Consider the following 13071-nt stretch of genomic DNA (forward strand, 5'->3'; position numbering starts at 1 on the left):
TCAATGCGGCACGCCAAGATAGGCGGCAATCACGTCTTCATTGTTGCGCACCTCGTCGGGTGTGCCGTCGCCGATCTTCTTGCCGTAATCCATGACAACCACGCGATCCGACAGATCCATCACGACCCCCATGTCATGCTCGATCAGGCAGATCGTGGTGCCAAATTCGTCATTCACATCAAGGATGAAGCGGCTCATGTCCTCTTTCTCCTCGACATTCATCCCCGCCATCGGCTCGTCGAGCAGCAACAGCGACGGCTCTGCCGCCAGCGCGCGCGCCAACTCGACACGCTTTTTCAACCCGTAGGGCAAGCGGCCAACCGGCGTCTTGCGGATTTTCTGGATCTCCAGAAAATCAATCACCCGCTCGACCTTTTCGCGGTTTTCCATCTCTTCGCGGCGTGCTGGTCCCCACCAAAGTGCCTGGCTGAAAAGACCCGCATTCATATGGGTCAGCCGCCCGGTCATGACATTGTCGAGAACCGTCATGCCCTCGAACAAAGCGATGTTCTGGAATGTGCGCGCCACACCCTGCCGGGCGACCTCGAAGGGTTTCATCTGCGGACGCTTTGATCCCTGATACCAGACCTCGCCCTCGGACGGCGTGTAGAACCCCGAAATCACGTTGAGCATCGACGACTTGCCGGCACCGTTGGGACCGATGATCGCGCGCACTTCGCCCTCGCGGATGTCGAACGAGATGTCCTGAATCGCCACCACCCCGCCAAAGCGCAGCGTGATGTTGCGCATGTCCATCAGGGTGCCACCAATCTGGCGTCCGTCTTCGGTGACGTATCCTTCGGTGTCTTTCACGCGCCCGTCCCCTGTTTCTTCTCTTCACAAATATTAATCGATTCCACGGTCATTCCGCGGCCATCGCTTTGGGGGTCACCGGAACGACCTTGGCATCGCGGATTTCCAGCGTCGCCTTGATTTTCCCTTTGCGCCCGTCCTCATAGGTGACTTCGGTTTCGGTGTAGATCGACGACGATCCGTCATAGAGCGCGGTCACGAGGTCGGAAAATTTCTCACCGATGATCTTGCGCCGCACCTTGCGGGTGCGTGTCAGCTCACCGTCATCGGCATCAAGCTCCTTGTGAAGCACCAGGAAGCGATGCACCTGACAGCCCGACAGCATGTCATCCTGCGCGATGCTCTGGTTTGTCTCTTCGATATGCGCCTGAATGGTATCGAGAACCTGTTTGTGCCCCGCCAGTTCCTGATAGGAGGCGTAGGCGATATTGTTGCGCTCTGCCCAGTTGCCGACAGCGGCAAGGTCGATATTGATGAACGCCGTGCAGCGGTCGCGGTCCGCGCCGAACACCACGGCTTCAAGGATGTTGGGATAGAACTTCAGCTTGTTCTCGACATATTTGGGCGCGAACATCGCACCATCTGCCATCGTGCCGACATCCTTGGCACGGTCGATGATGCGCAGATGGCCGGTACGCTCCTCGATAAAGCCGGCATCTCCGGTGGCGACCCAGCCTTCGGCATCCTTGGTATCGGCCGTCGATTCAGCGTTCTTGTAATACTCCACAAACACACCGGGCGAGCGGTAAAAGACCTCGCCATTCTCGGCGATGCGGATCTCGACGCCGGGGCTCGGCACGCCAACGGTGTCAGAGCGCACCTCGCCATCGGGCTGCTGCGTGATGAACACCGACGCTTCGGTCTGACCGTAAAGCTGCTTCAGGTTGATGCCGAGCGAGCGATAGAAGTCGAAAATCTCCGGCCCGATCGCCTCGCCCGCCGTATATCCGACGCGCACATTGGAAAACCCGAGCGCGTTTTTCAGCGGGCCATAGACCATGAATTCGCCAAGCTTGTATTTCAGGCGGTCAAAGGTGCTGACCGGCTTTTCGTCAAGGATATCCGGCCCCACCTTGTTTGCGTGCGCCATGAAATAATCAAACGTCTTTTTCTTGAACGTGCCGCTGTCTTCCATGCGGATCATGATTTGCGTCAGCTGCGTCTCGAACACCCGTGGCGGCGCGAAATAATAGCTCGGCGCGATCTCGCGCAGATCCGTCATCATCGTCTCGGGGCTCTCGGGGCAGTTGACGCAGAAGCCCGACCAATAGGCCTGCCCGATGGAAAAGATGAAATCCCCGACCCATGCCATCGGCAGATAGGCGAGAACCTCGTCATTGGGTTTCAGATGGTCGAATTCAGACGAGGATTTGGCGGTTTCGATGATGTTCCGGTTCGACAGCACCACCCCCTTGGGCTTGCCCGTCGTCCCCGACGTATACAGCATCACGCAGGTGCTGTCATAATCCAGCTTGGCGCTGCGGGCCTGTAATTCCTTGATATGCTCGTTATAAGCTGCGCGCCCCTGGTTCTGCACATCGCTGAACTGGTGCAGGCGCGTGTGATCGTATTTGCGCAGACCTCTGGGGTCGAGATAGATCATGTGTTCGAACTGGTGCAGATGCTCCTGCACCTCGATCACCTTGTCGACCTGCTCCTGATCGCCCACGATCACGAACCGCGCACCGCAATGGGACAGAACGTATTCCATCTCCTCTGCCACAGCGTCCTGATAAAGCGGCACCGGAACAGCACCGACACATTCGGCAGCGACCATCGACCAATAAAGATACGGCCGGTTGCGACCGATGATGGCGATAAAATCGCCCTCGTTTACCCCCAGGGTCAGCAATCCAAGCGCCAGAGCCTCGATTTCCTTGGCCGTCTCGGCCCAGGTCCAGCTTTGCCAGATGCCATATTCCTTCTCGCGATACGCAGGCGAATCGCCGAATTGCGCAGCGTTGCGCGCCAACAAGGCCGGAATAGAGCGCAAACCTTCCACGCCCTTGGTCATATGATCCAAAATGTTTCCTCCCGTTGTCCGGGTGCTCCCGAACCGATCGCTTTGCGCGACATTGTCTCAAGTTGGACAGATGCCACCGTGACGGTCAACTTTTTCCTGAAGTTTTCACAATCCCAACGAATTGTAACAGCGCGCATACACACCCTTTGCGTGATGTCGCACGGGTGGTAGCCAGATGGGGCAACCATCTGTCAGGGCCGTGCTGCATGAAAACCGACGCGCTTATCCAGGCCGGGCTGAACCTGATCGGTCAGGCGTTGTCGATCTATGACAGCGATCTGAAACTGGCGGTCTGCAATGCGCGACTCGCCGAAATGTTCGACCTGCCCGACAGGCTGACCCGGCGCGGCGCCGATTTCGAGGACACCATCCGCCACCTCGCCGAGCGCGGCGAATATGGCGAGATCGACGATTTCGAGAGCTTTGTGAAAACCCGCGTCGAACAGGCGCGTGCGTTCCAGCCGCATTACATGGAGCGCGTCCGCGCCAACGGGCGCTTTATCAGTGTCGAGGGCGCGCCGCTGCCGCAAGGCGGGTGGGTGACGGTCTATACCGACATCACCGAAGCGAAATCGCAGGAACAGCTTTTGCGCACGCGCTCCGAACTGCTCTCCGAGGAGGTGTTGGCCCGCTCAGAGGAGCTGGCGTCCACCAACCGCAAACTGGCCGCCACCGTCTCGGCGCTTGAAGAAGCGCAGCGCGAGTTGACCGAGATGGAGGCGCGCACCCGCCTGACGACAGAAATGATGCCCGCCCATATCGCCCATGTCGACAGCTCCGGATGCTATACATATTCCAATCGCAAGTTGTCGTCGGTGATGCCGGGGCGTCCCTCTCAGATCGTCGGGCTGCATATTTCCGACGCGCTTGGCGCGGATGCCTACGCGCGTGTGCTGCCGCATCTGCAAATGGCGCTGAACGGCGATCCCTCGACCTTCGAATTCACCGATGAAAACAGTTCCCGCCGCATCCGCGCGGCGTTCACGCCGGATGAGACCGAAAACGGCGTCTATATCCTGTCGATGGACGTGACCGAGGAAACCCAGGTTCGCGCTGCCCTGCAACAAACCCGCCGACGCGAGATGGCGGCGCAGCTGACCTCCGGTCTGGCGCATGATTTCTCCAACCTGTTGACGATCATTCTCGGTATGCAGTCCAAACTCGCCCGCATGGACCTGCCTGCTCCGGCCGACCCGCTGATCACTGCCACATTGCAAGCGGCGCGGCGCGGCGGCGCCCTGCTCAACCGGATCGCCGACATCACCGCGCACCGCGCATGGCGGCCCGAACCGCTCGATGTGGCCAACTTCATGAGCGATATCAACACCCTCGCCGCGCCGTCCCTGCCAGACAGCATCATGCTGACGGTCGCGACCGACATCACCCGCCGCGCCTTGCTCGATCCCGGACAGTTGCAGGACAGCCTGCTGAACCTGATCCTGAACGCCCGCGATGCCTGCGGCGCCACGGGCGAAATCCGCGTCAGCGCGACCGAATTGCGCGACACCTGGATCGACTTCACGGTCGAGGACAGCGGCGCGGGATTCTCGCAAATGGCGCTTCAACATGCGCTCGATCCGTTCTTTACCACCAAGGGAGAGGGCGGGTCGGGACTTGGCTTGTCGATGGTCTATGACATGGCCAAACTTGCCGGCGGCCAGCTTCATATCGCCAATACCAATACCGGCGCACGCGTGACGCTGCGCCTGCCGTTGCGCACGGCGGGATCGCACACCAATTCCGGGCTGGTCCTGCTGGTCGAGGACAGCCCCGACCTGCGCACCACCATCCGCGACATGCTGACCGCGCTGGGACATAGCGTGATCGAAGCCGCGTCGGTTGACGAGGCGCTGGCGCTGGCGCGTGGCGTGCCCGACATCGCCTTTGTGCTGTCGGATATCTCGCTGGAAGGTCCGGCTCTCGGAACGGAACTGGTGACGGCCCTGCCCGACAAGACGGTCTACCTCACCACATCGCTGCCGCCGACCGATCCACGCCACGCCGATGCGGCAGCCCGCGCTGCCGTGTTGCCCAAACCGTTCACGCAATCCGATCTTGCCGCCTTTCTGGGCCACGAGGATGATTCGCCATGACCAAACCGCTCATCGCCATATTGGACGACGAACCGGCCATCCGCACCATGCTCTCCGAAGCGTTGCACGAAGCGGGTTTCAAGACGCTGAGCTTTGGCCGCGCCGCCGAACTCGAAGCGGCCTTGCGCCGGACCACGCCAGATGTCTGCCTTGTGGATCTTGGCCTGCCCGATCGCGACGGGCTGAGCCTCGTGCACCGTCTGGCGCTGGAACAGGGGGCGACGGTCATCATCATTTCGGGCCGCGCTCAGGTGCAGGACAAGATCACCGGTCTGGAACTGGGTGCGGACGACTACATCATCAAACCGTTCGATCCGGCCGAAGTTGTCGCCCGTGTCCGCGCCCGCTTGCGGACCCGCGCGCATCCCGCACCCACCGGGCAAACCGCGCGTTTCAACGGCTGGACGGCGTTTTTTGATCGCTACTCTCTGCAAGACGAACGCGGCGAGGAAACGCCGTTTTCGCACGCCGAAGGCGAGGTGTTGCGCTTGTTTCTGGAAAGCCCGAACCGGCTGATCACGCGGGACTACATGCAAAACACCCTTGGCGGCGCGGCCGGCGACAGCTTTGACAGGGCGATGGATGTGCGGATCTCACGGCTGCGCACCAAGCTGCGCGAGGATCCGAGAAACCCGCGCCTGATCAAGACGATCTACGGCGCGGGCTATATCTTTCTGGGAGACGTCGTCTGGAGTTAGCGACGCATCAGCTCGACCGTTTCATTCGTCCCAAGGCCGCAGCGCCTCGAGCTGCTCTTGGGTCATCTTCGACACATAGTGCGATTCGTTCCACGTCAGCGCCTCCAGCGGCACCGCGACGTCGGAATCCGCCAATCCGAGAAATCCACCGAATTCGATGACGAAACCGGCCGGTTTGCCGTCTTGGTCAATCAGGATTTCTTCAATCTCCCCGATCACCTCGCCATCGGCATTGCGTACGTCAATGTCATCGATACTTTGCATGTAGGTGCCATCACGCGTGTCTCGGGGACCGGCAGAGCCGACCTCGGCATCCTGCGCGGCAAGCGGCGAGGCAAGCAAAAGCGCGGCAATCGCTGTTGAGCGTAACATCGTATGTCCTCCTGAGAAGCTGTTTCAGGAGAACAACGCGCACCCTCAGACGCGGTTCCAATCTGCGCGCGCTCTATTGCGCGGCCAAAGCTCCCCCGTCCGCCGGTTCGACCCGCACCGCCGAGAACTTGAACTCCGGAATCTTGCCGTAAGGGTCAAGCGCCGGATTGGTCAGGATGTTCGCCGCCGCTTCGACGAAGGCGAAGGGCAGAAACACCATGTCCGGTGCAATCGCGCGATCCGCCCGCGCCATCACCGTGACCGTCCCGCGTTTCGTGGTCAGCCGCACATGTCCGCCCGGCTCGACCCCAAGTTGGCGCAAGGTGCTGGGATGCATGGAACAATTCGCCTCGGGCTCCACCGCGTCGAGGACGCGGGATCGCCGCGTCATGGACCCGGTGTGCCAGTGCTCAAGCTGACGTCCGGTGGTCAGGATCATCGGATAGTCCGCATCGGGCACATCATCGGGGGCGATGATGCTGGCGGGGGTGAATCGCGCGCGTCCGTCAGCGCGCGGAAAGCCGTCACCGAACACGATCGACTGCCCCGGATCGGTCGGCGACAGGGACGGATAGGTCACGGCATTCTCGCGCTCAAGACGGTCCCATGTGATATTGTCGAGGCTCGGCATGTTGAGCTTCATCTCGGCGAAAATATCCGCCGGGCTGTCATAAGACCAATCGAGCCCGCAGCGCCGCGCCAGTTCGACCTCGATCCGCCAATCCTCGCGCGCCTCGCCCGGAGGCGCAATCGCGGCGCGCCCCATCTGCACCTGCCGGTTGGTGTTCGTCACCGTGCCGGATTTCTCGTAAAAGGCAGACGCGGGCAGGATCACATCCGCGAAATTCGCGGTTTCGGTCAGGAAGATATCCTGCACCACAAGATGATCGAGCTTGGCCAGGGCGACGCGCGCGTGTTCGACATCGGGGTCGGACATGGCCGGATTTTCACCCAGAATGTACATCGCCTTGATGTCGCCGTCATGCACCGCATCAAGGATTTCGGTAACCGTCAGACCCTTCTCGGACGAAAAATCGCCCGAATCCCACACCTCGGTAAAGGCGCGGCGCACACCGTCATCGGTCACGCTCTGGTAATCGGGAAGAAACATCGGGATCAGCCCGGCATCCGACGCGCCCTGCACGTTGTTCTGTCCGCGCAGCGGATGCAGCCCGGTGCCTGGCCTGCCCACATGCCCCGTCATCAGCGCAAGGCTGATGAGGCAGCGCGAATTGTCGGTGCCGTGGATATGCTGGCTGACCCCCATACCCCAGAAGATCATTCCAGCCTTCGCCGTCGCAAATTCCCGCGCCACCTCACGCAGCGTCTGGGCGTCAATGCCGCAGATGGCGGCCATCTTTTCAGGCGGGAAATCGGCAAGATGGGCCTTCTCGGCCTCCCAATTCTCGGTATAGGCCTCGATATACTGCTTGTCGTAAAGCCCCTCCTCGACGATCACATGCATGATCGCGTTGAGCATCGACACATCCGCGCCGGGCCGGAACTGCAGCATATGCGTCGCGAACCGCCGCAAGCCGACGCCGCGCGGATCCATCACGATCAGCTTGCCGCCGCGTTTCGTGAATTGTTTGAAATAGGTCGCGGCAACGGGGTGATTCTCCACCGGATTGGCGCCGATGATGATCGCCACATCGGCATTCTCGATCTCGTTGAACGTGGCCGTCACAGCGCCAGAGCCGACATTTTCCAACAGCGCGGCAACCGACGACGCATGGCAGAGCCGCGTGCAGTGATCGACATTGTTGTGCCCGAAACCCTGCCGGATGAATTTCTGGAACAGATACGCTTCCTCGTTGGTGCATTTGGCCGAGCCGAACCCGGCCACCTCGCGCCCGCGCCCCTTCAGACCGCCAGCCGCAAAATCCAGCGCCTCGTCCCAGCTTGCCTCGCGGAACACCTCCTGCCAGTTTTCCGGATCAACGTTCAGCCCCTTCTCCGGCGCATCCTCGCGGCGGATCAGCGGTTTGGTCAGGCGGTGCGGATGGTGGATGTAATCGAACCCGAACCGCCCCTTGACGCACAGCCGCCCCTCATTCGCCGGCCCGTTGATCCCGTCGATATACTTGACCTTGCCATCCTTGACCTTGAGCGAGACCTGACACCCCACACCGCAGAACGGGCAGATGCTTTCGACCTCGCTGTCGAAATCCGCGCTGTCGCCGATCTGCGCCTCGTCAACCACGCTCGCGGGCATCAAGGCTCCGGTCGGGCAAGCCTGCACGCATTCGCCGCAGGCGACGCAGGTGCTTTCCCCCATCGGATCGTCGAAATCGAACACCGGCCAGGCATCATGCCCGCGCCCGGCCATGCCGATCACGTCATTGACCTGCACCTCGCGGCAGGCGCGCACGCAGAGCCCGCATTGAATACAGGCATCGAGATTGACCCGCATCGCCACATGACTGTCATCAAGCAGCGGAATCCGCTCGGCATCCAGCGTCGGCAGGCGGCTTTCGCTCACTCCGGCAGCGTGGGCCGTGTCCCAAAAGCGCGACGAGCGGTCATGCGCGGCGTCTTGCTCGGGTTGATCGGCAACGAGCATCTCGATCACCATCTTGCGCGCGTTCTTGGCGCGGGCGGATTCGGTCGTGACGACCATCCCGTCCACAGGTTCGCGGATGCAGGACGCCACCAGAACGCGCTCGCCCTCCACCTCGACCATGCAGGCGCGGCAATTGCCGTCGGGGCGGTAGCCCGGCGCCGGGGTGTGGCAGAGGTGGGGAATCACAAGGCCGCGCCCGTTGGCGATCTCCCAAATGGTCTCACCGGCGCGGGCCTCGACCTCTTGGCCGTTCAGCGTAAATCGGATCGTGTCTGTCATCTGGGCCTCCCTATCACGCACAGTGTAAACCATTGATGAAGAGAAAGCAGGCAGGCAATCCCGACATCTTGCCACGGATTTGCGCCTTGCGCCTAACGCCGCGCCAGCATCGCCAGCCGGATGAACGACCGCTCCACGATCGCCATTGCAGGCCCGTGCTGCCCGGCCGAACGCAGCGACAGATCAGTCTCAAGCAACATCTTCAGTGCCTGTTCAAGCCGGTGCATGCCCCAGCCCGACGCCTGCCGTGCCATCCGGTCGCGGCGCGGGCCAAAGACCGGCGGGCGCAAACGCCCCATCCCCTGCCCGACACCACCGGGATCAGAGGCGGCGCGGTGCAGCGCCTTGAAATGCCGTGTCGCCATGATCAAAAGCGTCACCGCCGCCGTGCCCTGCGCACCGAGCCGCGTCATGACCGGCCCGATCTCGCCGGTGCGCCCTTCGGCCACGATGTTGAGCACATCATCCAGATCGGCCTCTGTGGAGCCCGGCGCGCAGAGCGTCACTTCCTCGGGGCTCAACGGCGCATCGTCGTTCAGCTTGTAAAGCGCAACCTTTTGCAGGGTCTGGCGGAAATCACCCGGATCCAACTCGCGCGACAGCGCCGTCAGCAACTCCATCGCCGCGCCTTGCGGTCGCCCCAATCCGGCGCGCGTCAGCTCGGCTTCGATTTCGGCGCGGCTGGGCGGATCGTTGTATAGCGCCGCCGCATAGGCATTGGGATGGCCTTCAAACATTTTGCGCAGCGCCGATTTGGCGGGCAACGCGCCGCCGGTCACAACGATCTGCGCATCGCCCGTTTGCCAATCCTCCAACGCACCGGCCACGATCTTGGCAACCGTGTCATTGGCATCCTCGACAAAGGCCACGCGCGGACCGGGAAAAAACCCGACCGACTTGATCGCGTCTCCCAGAAGCGCTGGCTCGCGGCGCAGTTCGGTCGCTGGAATCCGCGTCAGGCGCATCTCGCTCTCGCCCTCGGCGCCGATCAGGGCCGCGATCAACTCCTGCCGCTTCAGCGCCACGCGCATCGCGTCCTCGCCAAAGATCAGAACGCCGGTCTTGTCGGGATCGGGCCGAGCGAAATAGCCCGCCGCATCGCGCGCCGACAGCTTCATTCCGGCAAGTCCTTCGCAGACAGGATCAACCGGTCCACGATCTGATCCGCCAGAATCACCATCAAGCGCGCCGCCGCGTCACGCTCGGCGGCCAGTGTCGCCACTGTCGAACCGGTGGTCGAATAGCCGGTAAAGTTCGTCACCCGCCCGTTTTGCACGTCGGCACCACTCTCGGCGTCCTTCAGCGCGTAATCCGCGTCTCCAGTGACTTGAAAGCGGTTCGTCGTGCCCTCGACCGAGGTTGCAAGCCCCTGCTGGCGGACAGTCGGCGTCACGGTCAAGACGTATCGCCCGTTGTCATTGCGCCCTAACCGGTCTTCGAGCCGCTGGCTGATCAGATAGCCGTTGTGATTGCGAGGCGTCTCGACGCGCAGGTTGTCCTGCAATACCGACGCCGCGCCCTGCGGGCCGTAGACGGGCGTAAACCCGCAGGCCGCAGCCGCGAAAACCGCGCCCAGCGCGAACAGCGTCTGGCGTCTATGCAACCACATTCACGATCCGACCCGGCACGACGATCACCTTTTTCGGCGCGGCACCATCCAGCGCCCGCTTTGCACCATCGGTCGCCAGCGCCAGCTTTTCAACCTCCGCCTTGTCCATGTCGCGCGGCACGGTGATTTCATCGCGCCGCTTGCCATTCACCTGAACAGGCATCGTCACCGTGTCATCGACCAGCATCCCGGCGTCCGCAACAGGCCAGGGCGCGTTGGCGATCAGGCCCTCGCCGCCCAGCATCGACCAGATCTCTTCCGACAGGTGCGGCGTCATCGGCGACATGAGCTGCGCCAGCGTCTTCGTCGCCTGCCGCTTGGCGTCTGAACCCGCCTTCGATTTGCCCAATACGTTGGTAAAGGCGTAAAGTTTCGCGATCGAGGCGTTGAAGCCGAAACTCTCGACCCCGAGTGTCACATCGTTGATCGCCTTGTGCATCTCGCGCAACAGCGCATCGTCCTCGGAGTTCGGAGCCTCGTCAGCCTCTGCCACATCGGCAGCGATCCGCCAGACGCGCCCCAGATGTTTCGACGCCGCTTCGGCCCCCGACGCCGTCCATTCCACGTCCCTTTCGGGGGGTGAATCGGACAGCACGAACCACCGCGCGGTATCGGCACCGTATTGCTGGATGATCGCCACCGGATCGACCACGTTGTTCTTGGATTTCGACATCTTGGCCGATGGGATGATCTCGACCTCTGTGCCATCGGCCAGAAACCCCTTGCCGTCGCGCAATTCCACATCCTCGGGATAGTGATAGGCGGCGCGGCCGTTTTCGGTCTTGGTGCGGTAAATCGCGTGCGTCACCATCCCTTGCGTAAACAGCGCGTTGAACGGCTCCTTGCACTTCTCCGGCAGATGCCCGGTGATATGCATCGCCCGCGCAAAGAAGCGCGAATAGAGCAGGTGCAGGATCGCGTGCTCGATACCGCCGATATACTGATCGACATTCATCCAGTAGGCCGCATCGTCCATATCGGTCGGCGTGTCGGCATGGGGCGCGGTGAAGCGGGCGAAATACCACGACGAATCGACAAACGTGTCCATCGTATCGGTCTCGCGCTGCGCGGGCTGACCACAGGACGGGCACGGCACGTTGCGCCAGCTTGGGTGCCGGTCCAGCGGATTGCCGGGGATCGAGAAATCAATCGCCGCGCCGTCCTCGTCATAAGGCAACGCGATCGGAAGGTTCTCTTTCGCCTCTGGCACCACCCCGCAGGCGTCGCAATGCACGACCGGAATCGGGCAGCCCCAATAGCGCTGGCGGCTCAGCCCCCAGTCGCGCAGACGGAACTTGGTCACACCATGCCCGACGCCGTTCTCTTCGCAAAAATCAACCGCCGCCTCGATGGCCTCGTCGCCGGTCTGGGCTTCCTCACCGGCGAAGAAATTGATGTAGCGCACGGTTTCGGGCTTGGGCGGCACATAGGCCGGCCCACCGTCTTCGGGCAGGATGAAGGCGTCTTCGCCCATTGCCGGAACGAAGGTGCTGATCACCGGCAATTCGTATTTGCGCGAGAATTCCAGATCGCGCTGGTCATGCGCCGGGCAGCCGAAGATCGCGCCGGTGCCGTAATCCATAAGGATGAAATTGGCGATGTAGACCGGCAATTCCCATGACGTGTCAAACGGATGGCGCACCCGCAATCCGGTGTCGAAACCCAGCTTCTCGGCTTTCTCCAACGCCTCTGCGGTGGTGCCGCCCTTGCGCGCTTCGGCGCAGAACGCGGCAACCTCGGGGCTGTCTTTTTCCAACTGGCGCGCCAGCGGATGATCGGGGGAGATGCCCACGAACGAGGCGCCCATCAGCGTATCGGGCCGCGTCGTGTAAACCTCGATCCGGTCAAACCCTTCGGGCGCGTCGATGGTCGAAAAAGCAAACTGCAGACCGCGCGATTTGCCGATCCAGTTCGCCTGCATCAGCTTCACCTTGGCGGGCCAGTCATCCAGCGTGTCCAGCGCCTCGAGCAGTTCCTCGGACATATCGGAAATCTTGAAGAACCACTGCGTCAACTCGCGCCGCTCGACCTCGGCCCCCGAGCGCCAGCCCTTGCCGTCGATCACCTGCTCGTTGGCCAGCACGGTCATGTCCACCGGATCCCAGTTCACGACCGCGTTCTTGCGATAGACCAGCCCGGCTTCCAGCATGTCGAGGAACAGCGCCTGCTGCTGGCCGTAATACTCTGGATCACAGGTCGCGAACATGCGCGACCAATCGAGACCAAAGCCCAAAGGCTTCATCTGGCTGACCATCGTGTCGATGTTGGAATAGGTCCAATCCTTCGGGTGCCCGCCGCTCGCCATCGCGGCGTTTTCCGCAGGCATGCCGAACGCATCGAACCCCATCGGATGTAGCACATTATGCCCCGTCGCCAGCTTGTAGCGCGCGATCACGTCGCCCATCGTGTAATTGCGCACATGGCCAATATGAATGCGCCCCGACGGGTAGGGAAACATCTCCAGCACATAGTATTTCGGCTTGTCGTCCGAGCGCACGGCGCGGAACGTCTGATGCTCGTCCCAGGTGGCCTGCCATTTCCGTTCAATGGCAGAGGGGTCATAACGCGACATGAGGCAGTCCTTCGGGTGTGCAGTTTTGTTGCAACGGGTGATAGGACGG

At 61.8% G+C, this 13071-nt stretch carries 9 protein-coding genes; 2 read left to right on the top strand and 7 right to left on the bottom strand.

What is annotated here, in order from left to right:
* Both ACGKZZ_RS09295 and ACGKZZ_RS09300 read right to left on the bottom strand, forming a co-directional pair.
* Positions 1-756: an ABC transporter ATP-binding protein gene (locus ACGKZZ_RS09295; RefSeq protein WP_411223423.1), complete on the bottom strand. Its 756-nt coding sequence runs from the start codon at positions 754-756 to the stop codon at positions 1-3.
* Positions 757-862: 106 nt separating this feature from the next.
* A complete protein-coding gene (locus ACGKZZ_RS09300; protein ID WP_411223424.1) occupies positions 863-2827 on the bottom strand; it encodes an AMP-binding protein in 1965 nt (654 codons plus the stop codon).
* A 215-nt stretch (positions 2828-3042) separates the two neighbouring features.
* Between ACGKZZ_RS09300 and ACGKZZ_RS09305 the strand changes: the two genes are divergently transcribed.
* Both ACGKZZ_RS09305 and ACGKZZ_RS09310 read left to right on the top strand, forming a co-directional pair.
* Positions 3043-4929 carry a PAS-domain containing protein gene (locus ACGKZZ_RS09305; RefSeq protein ID WP_411223270.1) on the top strand — a complete coding sequence of 629 codons (1887 nt, stop codon included), beginning with the start codon at positions 3043-3045 and terminating at the stop codon, positions 4927-4929.
* Entirely contained in the window at positions 4926-5627 is a 702-nt protein-coding gene (locus ACGKZZ_RS09310) for a response regulator transcription factor (RefSeq protein ID WP_411223272.1), read from the top strand. Before ACGKZZ_RS09305 ends, ACGKZZ_RS09310 begins: the two co-directional genes overlap by 4 nt.
* 21 nt (positions 5628-5648) lie before the next feature.
* Here the strand turns inward: ACGKZZ_RS09310 and ACGKZZ_RS09315 are convergent, their stop codons facing one another.
* The 5 genes from ACGKZZ_RS09315 to leuS form a co-directional block, all read right to left on the bottom strand.
* Positions 5649-5999 (bottom strand): PRC-barrel domain-containing protein, encoded by a 351-nt coding sequence (locus ACGKZZ_RS09315; RefSeq protein ID WP_411223274.1) that lies wholly within the window; start codon positions 5997-5999, stop codon positions 5649-5651.
* Positions 6000-6072: 73 nt separating this feature from the next.
* On the bottom strand, positions 6073-8841 hold the full coding sequence (fdhF, locus tag ACGKZZ_RS09320; protein ID WP_411223275.1) for a formate dehydrogenase subunit alpha: 2769 nt from the start codon (positions 8839-8841) through the stop codon (positions 6073-6075).
* A 92-nt stretch (positions 8842-8933) separates the two neighbouring features.
* Entirely contained in the window at positions 8934-9959 is a 1026-nt protein-coding gene (locus tag ACGKZZ_RS09325; protein WP_411223276.1) for a DNA polymerase III subunit delta, read from the bottom strand.
* Positions 9956-10450, bottom strand: coding sequence for an LPS assembly lipoprotein LptE (gene lptE, locus ACGKZZ_RS09330; RefSeq protein WP_411223277.1), 495 nt, complete (start codon positions 10448-10450; stop codon positions 9956-9958). The genes ACGKZZ_RS09325 and lptE overlap by 4 nt, the downstream gene beginning before the upstream one ends.
* Positions 10437-13022, bottom strand: coding sequence for a leucine--tRNA ligase (gene leuS / locus ACGKZZ_RS09335; RefSeq protein WP_411223278.1), 2586 nt, complete (start codon positions 13020-13022; stop codon positions 10437-10439). The genes lptE and leuS overlap by 14 nt, the downstream gene beginning before the upstream one ends.
* Positions 13023-13071 lie beyond the last annotated feature (49 nt).

Origin of the sequence: Marivita sp. S2033, from assembly GCF_046592965.1 — a bacterium.
Taxonomy (GTDB): Bacteria; Pseudomonadota; Alphaproteobacteria; order Rhodobacterales; family Rhodobacteraceae; genus Marivita.

Excerpts from the sequence above, each read along its gene's own strand:
- ACGKZZ_RS09295 (WP_411223423.1), bottom strand. The coding sequence starts at position 756 with ATGGACATGCGCAACATCACGCTGCGCTTTGGCGGGGTGGTGGCGATT.
- ACGKZZ_RS09300 (WP_411223424.1), bottom strand. The coding sequence starts at position 2,827 with ATGACCAAGGGCGTGGAAGGTTTGCGCTCTATTCCGGCCTTGTTGGCG.
- ACGKZZ_RS09305 (WP_411223270.1), top strand. The coding sequence starts at position 3,043 with ATGAAAACCGACGCGCTTATCCAGGCCGGGCTGAACCTGATCGGTCAG.
- ACGKZZ_RS09310 (WP_411223272.1), top strand. The coding sequence starts at position 4,926 with ATGACCAAACCGCTCATCGCCATATTGGACGACGAACCGGCCATCCGC.
- ACGKZZ_RS09315 (WP_411223274.1), bottom strand. The coding sequence starts at position 5,999 with ATGTTACGCTCAACAGCGATTGCCGCGCTTTTGCTTGCCTCGCCGCTT.
- fdhF (WP_411223275.1), bottom strand. The coding sequence starts at position 8,841 with ATGACAGACACGATCCGATTTACGCTGAACGGCCAAGAGGTCGAGGCC.
- ACGKZZ_RS09325 (WP_411223276.1), bottom strand. The coding sequence starts at position 9,959 with ATGAAGCTGTCGGCGCGCGATGCGGCGGGCTATTTCGCTCGGCCCGAT.
- lptE (WP_411223277.1), bottom strand. The coding sequence starts at position 10,450 with ATGTGGTTGCATAGACGCCAGACGCTGTTCGCGCTGGGCGCGGTTTTC.
- leuS (WP_411223278.1), bottom strand. The coding sequence starts at position 13,022 with ATGTCGCGTTATGACCCCTCTGCCATTGAACGGAAATGGCAGGCCACC.